The sequence below is a fragment of the Bacillus cereus group sp. MYBK15-3 genome, assembly GCF_051916765.1.
GTDB lineage: Bacteria > Bacillota > Bacilli > Bacillales > Bacillaceae_G > Bacillus_A > Bacillus_A cereus.
The window spans coordinates 142311-156085 of record NZ_JBQAHG010000004.1 but is presented as its reverse complement, the minus strand read 5'-3'; the positions used below and the strand labels follow the sequence as shown (position 1 = coordinate 156085).

Genomic DNA, 13775 nt, shown 5'->3' with positions numbered 1-13775 from the left:
TCAAAGTAATTCGCGTACCCCATAGTTGGTGGCGCAAATAGTTGATTTTATAGGGGGAAAACCTGTAACTAAAGCCTAAGATAGGTGTTTTTGTTTAAATTTTGCTTAATTCTCACTAGTAATTAACTAAAAATTTAGAAATCGTTATATAATGAATTTAATTTAAAATTAGGAGTGATTAAATTGCCAGATATGATAAACCTCGTTCTTTTCATCATTATAGCGAGGTGTTAAAACTTCTAATAGAAAGCATATTCGATTAAGAAAGAAGGGGTAGTTATGAAAACTAGTGAAGAAACGCATTGGCAAAGGTTTAAACGTAAGAGTAAATCCCCGAAAGAGTGGTTAAAGAAAGTATACGAATTTTTTATTAATGAACACGTATGGGATGCTATCTTTAAAGTGTTCCTTAAACTAGTATGGGCAGTAAAAGGTATGGGGAAAAGCTTGAAACGGGTAATAGAAAACATATTCAATTAAATTCTATTCTTTCATAATTTCCTCATACGATCGATAATTTCCAATAAATTTGTTTTATATAATGGAGTGTGAATACAACAGTTGATACAGCAATGGCTATAATACCTATATGTGCGTAAAAATTGAAGTAATCATATTTCTGGAAGAAAAATTCAAGGACAGGAAATAAAAGAGTAAGACTAGCAATTAATATTAATTGTTCTTTTTTCATTATCATGCCTCCTTCTTTGTATAATTCAGCATTGATAGAAACAATTTCTATATGAATATCCTATACATGATCAGTTAACATAACGTCCTATTATCGGTAGCAAGGAAAAAGGAGGAACCCTACTCTCACAAGGGAACCTCCTTTTTTTGTTCTATCAATCTATGCAATTTTTTATACATTCCTATTCTGGTGCGGTTTTAGGGTTCTTGTCTGTTATTGGATTAACGAAAAAACTGTATAAAATCTCGCATACTCTTAGCGTGTTTTTTTCAAAAATGCTGGCGATATCTCACATCCATCAACTTATGAATTTTATAATGTCCTCAAACCAAGAATTTCTCGTGTTTTTAGTCCAAAATGTTATTTAATAAAAAAATATCTCGAATTCGAGATAAAACACTTGCTTTTTAATCACTTGAGTTGTAAAGTGATAGTAACGAAAGCAATTGAGCCATATGAAAAACATATACTCAGTTGTTTTCGATTAAAAAACAAAGTAACTTATACAGTAAAAACTAAGATGAATTTACGAAAACATTAATGAGGATAAATTGAAAAGCTAAAAAACATATTATTTTTTTATCATCACTTGACTAGTAAAACGAAGTGGAGGAATTAAAAATGTATAAAATTAAAGGGCATCATCACATTTCAATGGTTACGAAAAATGCAAATGAAAATAATCACTTTTATAAAAATGTGCTTGGATTACGTCGTGTGAAAATGACAGTAAACCAAGATGATCCGTCAATGTATCATTTATTTTACGGAGATAAAACAGGAAGTCCGGGTACAGAGTTATCATTTTTTGAAATTCCTTTAGTAGGAAGAACATATCGCGGTACAAATGCGATTACTCGAATTGGATTACTCGTTCCTTCAGAGGAAAGCTTACATTACTGGAAAGAACGATTTGAGAAATTTGATGTGAAACATAGTGAGATGACAACATATGCAAATCGTCCTGCTTTACAATTTGAGGATGCTGAAGGTCTTCGCTTAGTACTACTCGTTTCAAACGGAGAAAAAGTAGAGCACTGGGAAACTTGGGAGAAATCAGAAGTTCCTGCAAAGCATCAAATTCAAGGAATGGGTTCTGTGGAAATGACAGTTCGTAGACTTGATAAAATGGCGAGTACACTTACAGAGATGTTTGGTTATACAGAGGTTAGCCGAAGCGAAGAGGAAGCAATTTTTCAGTCCATTAAAGGAGAGGCTTTTGGAGAAATCGTTGTGAAATATTTAGATGGTCCTACTGAAAAGCCCGGCCGCGGTAGCATCCACCACTTAGCAATTCGTGTGAAAAACGATGCAGAGCTTGCCTATTGGGAAGAACAAGTGAAACAAAGAGGCTTCCATTCTTCAGGAATCATTGACCGTTTCTACTTTAAAAGCTTATATTTCCGTGAATCAAACGGAATCCTATTTGAAATTGCGACAGATGGACCAGGGTTTACAGTTGATGGAGATGTAGAACATTTAGGAGAAAAACTTGATTTACCACCGTTCTTAGAAAATCAGCGTGCAGAGATTGAAGCGAATTTAGCACCTATTGAAGAGAAGTAATAGAAGAAAATATACAACTTTAACATATAAATGAAACCCATTGGAGGAATATAAAATGAACCAATTAAAAGGAATTCACCACGTTACAGCGATTACAAGTAGTGCAGAAAAAAACTATGAGTTTTTCACTCACGTTTTAGGAATGCGTTTAGTTAAAAAAACAGTAAACCAAGATGACATTCAAACGTATCATTTATTCTTTGCAGATGATAAAGGTAGTGCAGGAACAGATATGACATTCTTTGACTTCCCAGGTATTCCAAAAGGAGTACACGGTACAAATGAAATTTCAAAAACTTCATTCCGAGTGCCAACTGATGCAGCGTTAGCATATTGGGTGAAACGTTTTGACCGTCTTGAAGTAGAACATACAGGAATTAAAGAGCAATTTGGTAAGAAAACTCTTTCTTTCGTTGACTTTGATGAACAACACTATCAATTAATCTCAGATGAACTTGATAAAGGGATCGAATCAGGTACACCATGGCAAAATGGACCAGTTCCATTAGAATATGCAATTACTGGTTTAGGCCCTGTATTCATTCGTATCGCGAACTTTAGTTTCTTCAAAGAAGTGTTAGAAAAAGTTTTATTATTTAAAGAGGTTGCGCAAGAAGGAGAATTCTATTTATTTGAAGTGAACGAAGGTGGAAACGGTGCTTCTGTCATTGTAGAACATAATACGGTTCTTCCAGAAGCACGACAAGGTTTTGGTACGGTTCACCATGCTGCATTCCGCGTAGAAGATCGCGCTGTATTAGAAGAATGGATTGAGAGAATCAGTAGCGTTGGACTTCCTTCATCTGGCTATGTAGACCGTCACTTCTTCGAATCATTATACGCAAGAGTTGCACCACAAATCTTATTTGAATTTGCAACAGACGGCCCAGGATTTATGGGAGATGAGCCATACGAAACACTTGGCGAAAAATTATCTTTACCTCCATTCCTAGAGCCAAAACGTGAAGAAATTGAAAAATTAGTTCGTCCAATTGATACAGTGAGAAGTACGAAGGAATTTATTAAAGAGTAAAAATAGAGATAGTAAGTAGGAGAGCAAGTAGTTTTAGCGGAGTGCTGGAACTACTTGCTTTTTTATTTATCCTAGTAAGTTTTCTGACAATTATTTCTCAAGTTATTAAAAAGGAAAACTTTGGTATAATTAATTAAAACATTAAATTTTCTGATAATTATTTTTCAATGCATAGAAAAGGAGTGGTAATATACAATTTTAATAATTGTATAAAAATCCTAATTTTGTAATTTTGGAGAAAAGGGGATGCGAGTGTATGGGAGCAGATGTAGTAACGCGGGAGCAAATGAAACATTCTTTAGATGATTGGTATCGTGTAATGTTGCAGCAAAATATAGAGAAGGCCACGGAAATGAAAGAGGAGATTGAAAGTAAGATTAGTGGGTTGGATGTGGATCAGGATGTATTACTTTATCATGCGTTGTTGAATTTTAGATATGATGCATTAGTTGATTGGATTTCAGTTAGAGAAGATAGTTTTGATAAAGTGGAATCTTTCGAAATTCCAACAGAGGGCTTTTTAGCTTATTATTATCACTTTTTTAAAGGGTTTCATTGCACATTAATTTCAAATTATAACGAAGCGAAAGAACAGTATGAGCAAGCTGAGAAGTTATTGAAATATATTGCAGATCCGATAGAACATGCGGAGTTTAATTATCGGATGGGATATTTTTACTATCAAGTATATCAGCAAATGTTAGCTTTAGATTATATCAAAAAGGCGAAAGAAATATTTTGTGAACATAAAGGTTACGAAGGAAACGTGGCGTTGTGTCATAACTTCATAGGATTATGTTGTATTGATTTTAAACAGTTTGAGTTAGCGGAGGAAAGTTTTAATACCGCAATCCATTTACTTCAACAACATGATAAAGAAGAAAAACATATTTTAATGGTTAGAAGTAACTTAGGGTGGTTATATAGTAGTCAGAATTTATCAGATTTGGCAATTAGACATTTAAGTGAAGTGACTAAGAAAATGCCTAAGCATTTTAAAGCGATTTTTACTGAAGCAGAGGAAAATTATAAACTGGGCAAAATAGAAATTGCTAATAACTTAATAGAACTAGGGCTGAAAATTTGTAATGAGTTGCAAAATAAAGAATTTCAACATCGCTTTATGATATTGAAGGAATTAAATATTAATTCGAGTGCTAATGAGTTAGAAAAAGTAACTGTGGAAAGTATTTCGTATTTTGAAGAACACTCCCTTTTAGATTGTGTTAAGGAATACGCAGAAATATTAGCTTATAAATTTTATCAAGAAGAAAAACATGAAAAGGCTAGTAAATACTTTTATATTAGTAGCCAAGCTCGAAAAAAACTTTTAAAAGAAGGAGCGCTAAAATAAATGAAAAAAATTAATGTATTGATAGCAGGTTTAGTAATACTACTTTCATTAGGGCTTACTGCTTTTACAGAGTCTGAACAACATGCTTTAAATAGAGGTGATGGTGGCGGAGCACCAGCAAGACCAGACTACGTTAACATTGGCGACACAGGAGGAGCACCAGCAGATAATAAAGGCGACGGCGGCGGAGTAAGCCAACTATAATAACAAAGAAAGGGACTTCAACATGAAGTCCCTTTTTCTATTTTCAGGCCATGTAGAGAAAAGAATTGACTTACTTTAAATATGTAACTATAATAGTTACAGTATAACCATTAGTAATAGAAATGAGTTATATTTTTTTAGTATAATTGTAACTATTTCAGTTACAATTAAAAAGAGAACATAAAATAACCAAAAAATGTAAAAACTTTTAAATAGCAACAAGAGAAAGGAGACGGGAATGTTGAAACGGTTTAAGTTTTATTTGATTAGCGGTATTGTGCTTGTTTTGCTTATCGTATGTAACTTCGTTGATAAGCCGATTGCGAAGGTTGAAGAAGTGAAAGATACTGTTATGATGAAGCTGAATACGAAAGAGAGTATGGCGCAAATTGATGGGCAGACGATTTATTTTAAGCAAATTGGTGAGGGAAAACCGCCGTTACTCATGTTGCATGGGTTTGGTGGTTCTTCTGATGGGTTTAGTGATATTTATCCGGAACTAGCGCGAGACCATACGATTATTGCGGTTGATATTTTAGGGTTTGGGCGTTCTTCTAAGCCAGTTGATTTTCAGTATTCGTTTCCTGCGCAAGTGAATTTATATTATAAGTTAATGAAGAAGCTCGGATACGATCAGTTTGCGGTGCTTGGCCATTCGATGGGCGGAGAGATGTCCCTCAATTTAGCGTATTTATATCCAGACGCAGTGACGCATCTCATCTTGGCGGATGCTACAGGGATAGAGTCTTTCCAGCAAAAAGAAAGTTATGAAGTACCACCGCTATCGACGGACTTACAAACTGTAACTGAGATTACGAAGTATAATAAAAATGAAGTGAAAAATAGTCGTGATGATAAAGAGCATTATGATCAGCTTACGAAAATGAGAGAGCGCCGCATTGCGATGGAAGCTGATAAAATTAAGGTACCGACTTTAATTATATGGGGACGACATGATAAAAGTGTTTCTTGGAAAAATGGTGAACTGTATCATGAGCTATTTGCGAATAGTACGTTTCATATTATTGAAAAAGGATACCACGCACCGTTTCGTCAGGAACCAATTGAGTTTATGGAATATGTACAAGCATTTTTCGCGAAGCATCCACAATAAAAATTTTAAGCATAAATCCAATTCTTTCCTCATAAAGTGAAACTAATAAGGCTTGTCTAAGGAAAGGAATGAAGTGATTTGGAAACTTTACCATGGTGGGTGTATCTTGTAATTGTTGGGATTGTACTAAGTGGCTACATGGTTTTATATACTTCGAAAAAAGAGCAAGATATGGATAATGAGTTTATCGAAAAAGAAGGCGAAGTATATATGAAGCGCTTAGAAGAAGAGCGTGAGAAACGTAATCAGGATAGTGATAAGGATTCTGTATTGCTTTAATAGAAATTTTGAAAGGTTACCACCTAGTAGGATTTTACATCTCGGTGGTAGCTTTTTTTCTTCTGCGGGAGCAGTATATGTTCATCAAGCTAAGGTTATATTAGTTTAATTTTACATGTATAAGAGAGTCATCATAAACTTTTATTGATGGTATTTATATATTTTTTTACTCATAAGAATGGAACTAGTGGGGATTTTACTGGGGGGGGATTAACAATGCATAGGGATGAAACTTCATTACATCCGGATACAGGTGTTACATCTGTAATGTTTGTTGAGCGTTCATTAAATGAAATTCGTTTTTGGTCTAGAATCATGAAGGAGCATTCTTTTTTTCTTCGTTTAGGATTTAGATGCGAGGATACTCAACTAATCGAAGAGGCGAATCAATTTTATCGATTGTTTGAACATATTGAACAAATAGCGCATTCCTATACAAATGAAACAGATCCTGAGCAAATAAAAAGATTTAATGCAGAAGTACAACAAGCCGCAACTAATATTTGGGGATTTAAACGAAAAATTTTAGGGTTAATTCTCACATGTAAATTGCCAGGACAAAATAACTTTCCACTTTTAGTTGACCATACAAGTAGGGAAGCTGATTATTTTAGAAAACGTTTAATACAATTAAATGAAGGTAAATTAGATGCTCTTCCTGATGCTATTATTAAAGAAAATGTTTTCTTTTTACGGATTATGGCAGACCATGCTAAATTTATTGGTCATCTTCTTGATCCATCGGAAAGAAAGCTTGTAGATACAGCACGGAATTTTAGCAATGATTTTGATGAATTGATGTATCAAGCAATTGACTTAGAATCTATGAAACCACAATCCCAAACAGCCCCTCTTTTAGATCAATTTTTAGATCAAAATCGTGTGTCGGTTGCATCTCTTCGGGATTTTAAGAAAACAGCACGTGATTTAATTGAGCAATGTAAAATAAAGAGTATCATTCATCCGTTATTAGCAGACCATGTTTTCCGTGAAGCTGATAGATTTCTTGAAATCATTGATATGTATGATGTTCATCTTACAAATATTCAATCACAACCTAGATATTAGAAGATAAGGAAAGATACTATTTTTTCCTTAAGCTGAGAAGTTAACAATTTATTGTTAGCTTCTTTTCTTTTTGATTAAAATTTTCTTTTAAGGACTACATAAATCCCTTTGACCAAATATGTAATTCTTTGTAAAATGATATATATGGAAAGATTATGAATATACAGGAAATCTATGGATAGTAGATTTTAATAAATTATTCGGGGGAAATTTATTAGTTAAGTATATTAACTTGTTTGCACTACATTTTACAAATAAAGGGGTATTAGTAATCATGAAAGCAAAGAAATTAGTAAGTTTAGCGTTACCAGTTATGTTATTGAGTGGTTGTATTACAATTGAAACTGATGGTAAGAAAGCTGAACCAAAGAAAGAAGAAACGCAAAAGGTAGAGAAAGAGAATAAGACTTCTGAAAAAGAGAGTAAGTCAACTGATAGCAAGAAAGAGGATAGCTTATCTGTAGCGAAAGGTGAAGGTACAAACAGTAGTTCATCAAGTAGTCAACCAAGTTCTTCTTCAAATAATTTAACTTCTTCTAGTTCTTCAACTAGTAAGGTAACTGGTTCAGATGTTGAAAGGTACAAGGCAGATATCATAAATAGTGCTACTCAAATTGAAGATACAATGAAATTAATTGAAGGAATAGCAGATTCAGACGTAAAATCATACAAACAAAAGAAAAGTGAAGTACAACTGAGTTTAGGTGGAGCAAAGGCAACTGCAACGAAACTGAAGAATCTACAAGCGCCTCCTGAGTTACAGGGAGAACAGGCGAAGATAAAGCAGTCGATGGAACTGTATGCGGATTGTTTTCAACTTCTCTTTGATGCATTGGACCAAGAAGACGAAAGTAAAATGCATCAATCATTAAGTAAAGCACAAGAAGGTTCGAAACTGTTTGAAGAGGCAGCGAAGAGTATCGGTAGTAAAACCAACTAAAAATAAAGTATTTAAAGGGGTATTTGTAAGTACAGTTGGTGCAAGTGAAGAGTTAGGAATTAGTTATGGGAACACATTACAAATTTATCAAATGGACGATAATGTTCGTATTCGATATGTAAAACAATAAATAATTGGTGAAAAACTCTGTAATAAATTTTACAGGGTTTTTTGTTAGTTCTAGTTTATTTTTTGTCTTCCTAAGCGCTAAGCATACTAGTATAAGTTGAGAAATGAACAAAACGATAATGATAGGCAGATGATGTAACTCTATAGTAACTGTAACCATCTAAAGCCCAATTCATACACTATGATGGAGGCTTTTTACTTACTAATCGGATGAAAAAGGAGTGTAATCATGAAGAAACGTACTGTTAATGAAGCGGGAGGGAATGTGCCACAACCAATCCGCAGCGACGGAGCTGGTGCGATTGATTCTGGACCTCGTAATGTTATGCGGGATATTCAAAATCCGAATATGCTTGTTCCGCCTATAACGGATGCAGGGTTAGTTCCTAACTTGAAGTTTTCATTCTCGGACACTTCTATGATTTTGAAACAAGGCGGGTGGTCTCGGGAGATTACTGCTCGGGAACTACCGGTTTCGACGACGATTGCGGGAGTAAATATGAGTTTAACGGCCGGTGGAGTACGAGAACTACATTGGCATAAAGAAGCGGAATGGGCGTATATGCTTTTAGGACGGGCGCGCATAACGGCTGTTGATCAAAATGGGAGTAATTTTATTGCTGATGTTGGGCCAGGTGATCTTTGGTATTTTCCTCCTGGTATTCCGCATTCCATTCAAGGATTGGAACATTGTGAATTTCTACTCGTTTTCGATGATGGGCATTTTTCTGATTTATCTACTTTAGCTATTTCTGATTGGTTTGCGCATACGCCAAAAGAAGTGTTGTCGGCTAATTTCGGAGTACCTGAGAGTGCTTTTCGTTCTATTCCTTCAGATCAAGTTTATATTTATCAAGGAGAGGTGCCAGGTTTGCTTGAAAGTCAGGAAATTCAATCGCCGAAAGGAGAAGTTCCTTTAACATTTAAACATGAATTGTTAAAACAAAAGCCGATTAAGACTTCTGGTGGTAGCGTCCGAATTGTAGATTCTACAAATTTCCCTATTTCCAAAACAATCGCAGCAGCGCTCGTTGAGGTTGAGCCTGGTGGAATGAGAGAACTTCATTGGCACCCGAATAATGATGAATGGCAATATTATTTGACAGGGGAAGCGAGAATGACTGTGTTTCTTGGAAATGGTACCGCTCGTACATTTGATTATAGAGCTGGCGATGTCGGGTATGTACCGTTTGCGACAGGGCATTATATTCAAAATACAGGTACCGAAACATTATGGTTTTTAGAGATGTTCAGAAGCAATCGTTTTGAAGATGTATCGTTAAATCAATGGATGGCACTGACTCCTAAAGAAATAGTGGAGAGTAATATACATGTTGGCCCGCAAGTAATGGATTCCCTGCGTAAGGAGAAGTGGCCTGTTGTGAAATATCCGGGGTTTTCATATAGTCCGAAAAATGATTAGTAAAAATGAAAATTTGCGCTATTCTTTCTGGAGACTGATAAGAAGGGATGGCGTATTTTTTATGCCTAATCTAGTCTTAACTAGTATCTGTTCGTTGTATTATTGTTCGGGAAATTATTATAGAAGAAAAATATATGAAATCGACATACTACACAGCTTTATTTTCAGGTGTAACGCACAAGTTGCACAGCTAACGCAACGACAACTCGCTTTACTCTTCATTATGTATTTGTCCATACTAGACGTAGAGAGGTGATAAACACAGTATGATTTTTAGCGAACGTTTAAAAGAAGAACGAGAAAAACGAAATTGGTCGCAAAATGATTTGGCTGAAAAACTTCATGTGAGCAGGCAATCTGTTTCGAAATGGGAGACGGGAAAGAACTATCCGAGCATTGAAATTATTATTCATTTAAGTGATTTGTTCGTTATTACAATTGATGAATTGCTAAGGGGTGATGAAGAATTGACGCAGAAAGTAATTGAAGATAGTAAGCAATTGGCGTATCCAAAATGGAAGGTGTTTTTTGATAGTCTATTTATGATAGGGGTATTTTTGTTTATTGCAAAAATCGTTGTATGGATGCTAAATAAGTTTGCAGGAGCAAGTATTACAATTGTAGCAGATGCGCCATATGTAATGAATCTTTTACCCCTTGCATTCATGATTATAGGTGGTATGGGATCGGATAAGTTGAAGAAAATATATAGATAGAGGAAAGATTTGAAAGAAATCCCCTACACTAGCTGTTCTTTTCACTTAAATTGTGTACTATAAAGGATAGGATGACATAAAGAAGGGGATATAGAGAATGGAATTTCATGAACAGAAGATTTTGCCGGCAGTGAGGCAAATTAAAGATTTGGAAAAGCTATTACATAGTTCGTATGAATATATTGTTATTTTAGATATTCATGTCGGCCAATTGAAGAGTGTTATATCGCTTGCGAAGCAATATTGTAAAAAGGTGTTTTTACATGTGGATTTAATTCATGGTTTGCAGAGTGATGGGCATGCGACGGAATATTTATGTCAGGAGTTTAGACCGTACGGGTTACTTTCAACAAAGGCGAGCGTTATTATGAAGGCGAAGCAAAAAGGTGTTGTGGCAATACAACGCATCTTTTTAATCGATTCGAGTGCGATGGAGAAGAGCTGCAATCTTTTAGATAAGACGAAACCGGATTATATTGAGGTACTTCCTGGAGCATTAACGGACGTTATCGCTGAAGTGAAAGAGCGTACTGGTGTACCGATTTTAGCAGGTGGTTTTATTCGTACTGTAGAAGATGTGGAAAGAGCTTTAAACGCTGGTGCGACAGCAATTACGACATCAAAACGCGAACTATGGAAACATTACCAAAAAAAGTGACGAAAATGTGAATTTTTTCGTTGACACCGCTTTCATTTACGGTTAACATTATAGACAAGTTAATAAACGTGACGGAGAAAAGTAGAGATCCACATTTCATTGTTTCTATATAAATTTATATAGAAGCGTGCAAGCTGTGGGTCTTTTTCTTTTGACAAAAACGAATGGCCATTCATTTTACCTCTATCACATTTGGAAGCGTTTAAATTGATTGTGGAGGGATACTATGTCAGCATTTTTAGGAGAGTTAATAGGGACTGCGTTGTTAATCGTACTTGGTGGCGGCGTTTGTGCTGGTGTAAGTTTAAAGAAATCGTTTGCGAAAGATTCAGGTTGGATTGTTATTACAATGGGCTGGGGCTTAGCAGTAGCGGTTGCAGCGTATGCGGTTGGATCAATTAGTGGGGCACATTTGAATCCGGCTTTAACAATAGGATTAGCATTTAAGGGAGCGTTCCCATGGAGTGATGTACCAGGTTATATCGCAGCACAAATGATTGGGGCAATTATCGGGGCAGTTATCGTATATTTACATTACTTACCACACTGGAAAGAAACAGAAGATCCAGGAACAAAGTTAGGTGTATTTGCAACAGGTCCAGCAATTCCGAACACATTTGCAAACCTTTTAAGTGAAATGATTGGAACATTCGTTTTAGTATTTGGTATATTAGCAATTGGTGCAAATAAATTTGCAGATGGATTAAATCCATTTATCGTAGGTTTCTTAATTGTAAGTATTGGTTTATCATTAGGTGGGACAACAGGATATGCAATTAACCCAGCGCGTGATTTAGGTCCGCGTATCGCACACTTCTTCCTTCCGATTGCAGGAAAAGGCGGTTCAAACTGGAAGTATGCATGGATTCCAGTAGTTGGTCCAATTTTAGGTGGATCACTTGCAGGTTTATTCCATCAAGTTGTATTTGAAGGAAAACAAAATTCAGCACTTATTTATGTGATTATCGCAACTGTGATTGTACTAGCAATCTCTTATATGACAAGTAAAAAAAGCGGAAGCAATACAAATAGTAGAAAAGTAGCATAAGGGGGAAACCGATATGAAAAAATATATTCTTTCATTAGACCAAGGAACAACAAGCTCACGCGCAATTCTTTTCAATAAAAAAGGTGAAATTGTTCATTCAGCTCAAAAAGAGTTTACACAACATTTTCCAAAGCCGGGCTGGGTAGAGCATAATGCACAAGAAATTTGGGGATCTATTTTAGCAGTTATCGCAACTTGCTTAAGCGAAGCAGATGTAAAACCAGAACAAATCGCAGGTATCGGTATTACGAACCAACGTGAAACAACGGTTGTCTGGGATAAAACAACTAGTAAACCAATTTACAACGCAATCGTATGGCAATCTCGCCAAACAGCTGAAATTTGTGATGAGTTAAAAGAAAAAGGTTATAGCGAAATGGTTCGCGAAAAAACAGGTCTTTTAATTGATGCATACTTCTCTGGTACGAAAGTAAAATGGATTTTAGATAACGTTGAAGGTGCAAGAGAAAAAGCAGAAAACGGCGATCTATTATTCGGAACAATTGATTCGTGGCTTGTATGGAAACTATCTGGTGGTAAAGCACACGTAACAGATTACTCAAACGCATCACGTACGTTAATGTTTAACATTCACGACTTACAGTGGGATGATGAGCTTCTAGAAATGTTAACAATACCAAAGAGCATGCTTCCAGAAGTACGTCCATCATCTGAAATTTACGGAGAAACAATTGATTACCACTTCTTCGGTCAAAATGTACCGATTGCAGGTGTAGCTGGTGACCAACAAGCAGCATTATTTGGACAAGCTTGTTTCGGTGAAGGTATGGCGAAAAATACTTACGGAACTGGTTGCTTCATGTTAATGAACACAGGTGAAAAAGCAGTAGCTTCTGAGCACGGTCTATTAACAACAATTGCATGGGGAATAGATGGTAAAGTAAACTACGCATTAGAAGGAAGTATTTTCGTAGCAGGTTCTGCAATTCAGTGGTTACGTGACGGAATGCGTATGTTTAAAGATGCAAGTGAGAGTGAAGTGTATGCGAGTCGCGTTGAATCAACTGACGGTGTATACGTTGTACCAGCATTCGTTGGACTAGGAACACCTTATTGGGATAGTGAAGTACGCGGCGCTATGTTTGGTGTAACGCGCGGTACGACGAAAGAGCACTTCATTCGTGCAACGCTAGAATCTTTAGCTTACCAAACGAAAGATGTATTATGCGCAATGGAAGCAGATTCAGGTATTGAACTGAAAACATTACGCGTTGATGGCGGAGCAGTTAAAAATAACTTCTTAATGAAGTTCCAAAGTGATATTTTAGATGTTCCTGTAGAGCGTCCAGTGATCAACGAAACAACGGCTCTAGGTGCAGCATACTTAGCTGGTCTTGCGGTTGGATATTGGAAAAACCAAGATGAAATTAAAGAACAGTGGCATATGGACAAACGCTTTGAACCAACGATGGAAGCGAAAACAAGCGAAGAGCTATATGCTGGATGGAAAAAAGCAATTGAAGCAACAAAAGCTTTCAAATAATCATAAACAGTGTTATAATGGTGACAAGTTAATAATTCGGTAGGAGAT

Annotated in this window: 16 protein-coding genes; 15 read left to right on the top strand and 1 reads right to left on the bottom strand. The window is 35.8% G+C overall.

The genetic code is table 11. The features are described 5' to 3' along the window. The first annotated feature begins 279 nt into the window (after positions 1–279). Positions 280–480, top strand: a complete 201-nt coding sequence (locus tag ACTFR8_RS18190; RefSeq protein WP_000858032.1) for a hypothetical protein — start codon at positions 280–282, stop codon at positions 478–480. Positions 481–502: 22 nt separating this feature from the next. Here the strand turns inward: ACTFR8_RS18190 and ACTFR8_RS18185 are convergent, their stop codons facing one another. Continuing rightward, positions 503–691 carry a hypothetical protein gene (locus ACTFR8_RS18185; protein WP_000712159.1) on the bottom strand — a complete coding sequence of 63 codons (189 nt, stop codon included), beginning with the start codon at positions 689–691 and terminating at the stop codon, positions 503–505. 621 nt (positions 692–1312) lie between these two features. Between ACTFR8_RS18185 and ACTFR8_RS18180 the strand changes: the two genes are divergently transcribed. The 14 genes from ACTFR8_RS18180 (at position 1313) to glpK (ending at position 13727) form a co-directional block, all read left to right on the top strand. Beyond that, positions 1313–2257, top strand: a complete 945-nt coding sequence (locus tag ACTFR8_RS18180) for a ring-cleaving dioxygenase (protein ID WP_000276678.1) — start codon at positions 1313–1315, stop codon at positions 2255–2257. 55 nt (positions 2258–2312) lie between these two features. Next, complete coding sequence (locus ACTFR8_RS18175; RefSeq protein WP_001072544.1) at positions 2313–3290, top strand: ring-cleaving dioxygenase; 978 nt, start codon at positions 2313–2315, stop codon at positions 3288–3290. 256 nt (positions 3291–3546) lie between these two features. Then, positions 3547–4644 (top strand): RapH N-terminal domain-containing protein, encoded by a 1098-nt coding sequence (locus tag ACTFR8_RS18170; RefSeq protein WP_000500590.1) that lies wholly within the window; start codon positions 3547–3549, stop codon positions 4642–4644. Beyond that, a complete protein-coding gene (locus ACTFR8_RS18165) occupies positions 4645–4848 on the top strand; it encodes a hypothetical protein (RefSeq protein WP_000723609.1) in 204 nt (67 codons plus the stop codon). Positions 4849–5086: 238 nt separating this feature from the next. Next, positions 5087–5962, top strand: coding sequence for an alpha/beta fold hydrolase (locus tag ACTFR8_RS18160; RefSeq protein WP_000919245.1), 876 nt, complete (start codon positions 5087–5089; stop codon positions 5960–5962). 78 nt (positions 5963–6040) lie between these two features. Beyond that, the gene (locus ACTFR8_RS18155) at positions 6041–6241 is read left to right on the top strand and encodes a sporulation YhaL family protein (RefSeq protein ID WP_000449223.1); all 201 of its coding nucleotides are present in this window, start codon (positions 6041–6043) and stop codon (positions 6239–6241) included. 216 nt (positions 6242–6457) lie between these two features. Beyond that, positions 6458–7309 (top strand): DUF2935 domain-containing protein, encoded by an 852-nt coding sequence (locus ACTFR8_RS18150; protein ID WP_000554479.1) that lies wholly within the window; start codon positions 6458–6460, stop codon positions 7307–7309. 274 nt (positions 7310–7583) lie between these two features. Next, positions 7584–8249, top strand: coding sequence for a DUF7018 domain-containing (lipo)protein (locus tag ACTFR8_RS18145; protein WP_074595985.1), 666 nt, complete (start codon positions 7584–7586; stop codon positions 8247–8249). Then, positions 8209–8379 (top strand): hypothetical protein, encoded by a 171-nt coding sequence (locus tag ACTFR8_RS18140; RefSeq protein ID WP_162841976.1) that lies wholly within the window; start codon positions 8209–8211, stop codon positions 8377–8379. The genes ACTFR8_RS18145 and ACTFR8_RS18140 overlap by 41 nt, the downstream gene beginning before the upstream one ends. Before the next feature lie 228 nt (positions 8380–8607). Further along, positions 8608–9801, top strand: coding sequence for an oxalate decarboxylase family bicupin (locus ACTFR8_RS18135; protein ID WP_144608343.1), 1194 nt, complete (start codon positions 8608–8610; stop codon positions 9799–9801). Between the two features lie 266 nt (positions 9802–10067). Continuing rightward, positions 10068–10517, top strand: a complete 450-nt coding sequence (locus ACTFR8_RS18130; RefSeq protein WP_074595983.1) for a helix-turn-helix domain-containing protein — start codon at positions 10068–10070, stop codon at positions 10515–10517. A 97-nt stretch (positions 10518–10614) separates the two neighbouring features. Further along, positions 10615–11175: a glycerol uptake operon antiterminator GlpP gene (gene glpP / locus ACTFR8_RS18125; protein WP_000394285.1), complete on the top strand. Its 561-nt coding sequence runs from the start codon at positions 10615–10617 to the stop codon at positions 11173–11175. A 226-nt stretch (positions 11176–11401) separates the two neighbouring features. Beyond that, the gene (gene glpF / locus ACTFR8_RS18120; protein ID WP_001272195.1) at positions 11402–12223 is read left to right on the top strand and encodes a glycerol uptake facilitator protein GlpF; all 822 of its coding nucleotides are present in this window, start codon (positions 11402–11404) and stop codon (positions 12221–12223) included. Between the two features lie 13 nt (positions 12224–12236). Beyond that, positions 12237–13727: a glycerol kinase GlpK gene (gene glpK / locus ACTFR8_RS18115; protein WP_000760008.1), complete on the top strand. Its 1491-nt coding sequence runs from the start codon at positions 12237–12239 to the stop codon at positions 13725–13727. Positions 13728–13775 lie beyond the last annotated feature (48 nt).

Bases quoted from the DNA above. Each gene is read 5' to 3' on its own strand.
- ACTFR8_RS18190 (WP_000858032.1), top strand. From the start codon at position 280: ATGAAAACTAGTGAAGAAACGCATTGGCAAAGGTTTAAACGTAAGAGT.
- ACTFR8_RS18185 (WP_000712159.1), bottom strand. From the start codon at position 691: ATGAAAAAAGAACAATTAATATTAATTGCTAGTCTTACTCTTTTATTT.
- ACTFR8_RS18180 (WP_000276678.1), top strand. From the start codon at position 1,313: ATGTATAAAATTAAAGGGCATCATCACATTTCAATGGTTACGAAAAAT.
- ACTFR8_RS18175 (WP_001072544.1), top strand. From the start codon at position 2,313: ATGAACCAATTAAAAGGAATTCACCACGTTACAGCGATTACAAGTAGT.
- ACTFR8_RS18170 (WP_000500590.1), top strand. From the start codon at position 3,547: ATGGGAGCAGATGTAGTAACGCGGGAGCAAATGAAACATTCTTTAGAT.
- ACTFR8_RS18165 (WP_000723609.1), top strand. From the start codon at position 4,645: ATGAAAAAAATTAATGTATTGATAGCAGGTTTAGTAATACTACTTTCA.
- ACTFR8_RS18160 (WP_000919245.1), top strand. From the start codon at position 5,087: ATGTTGAAACGGTTTAAGTTTTATTTGATTAGCGGTATTGTGCTTGTT.
- ACTFR8_RS18150 (WP_000554479.1), top strand. From the start codon at position 6,458: ATGCATAGGGATGAAACTTCATTACATCCGGATACAGGTGTTACATCT.
- ACTFR8_RS18145 (WP_074595985.1), top strand. From the start codon at position 7,584: ATGAAAGCAAAGAAATTAGTAAGTTTAGCGTTACCAGTTATGTTATTG.
- ACTFR8_RS18135 (WP_144608343.1), top strand. From the start codon at position 8,608: ATGAAGAAACGTACTGTTAATGAAGCGGGAGGGAATGTGCCACAACCA.
- ACTFR8_RS18130 (WP_074595983.1), top strand. From the start codon at position 10,068: ATGATTTTTAGCGAACGTTTAAAAGAAGAACGAGAAAAACGAAATTGG.
- glpP (WP_000394285.1), top strand. From the start codon at position 10,615: ATGGAATTTCATGAACAGAAGATTTTGCCGGCAGTGAGGCAAATTAAA.
- glpF (WP_001272195.1), top strand. From the start codon at position 11,402: ATGTCAGCATTTTTAGGAGAGTTAATAGGGACTGCGTTGTTAATCGTA.
- glpK (WP_000760008.1), top strand. From the start codon at position 12,237: ATGAAAAAATATATTCTTTCATTAGACCAAGGAACAACAAGCTCACGC.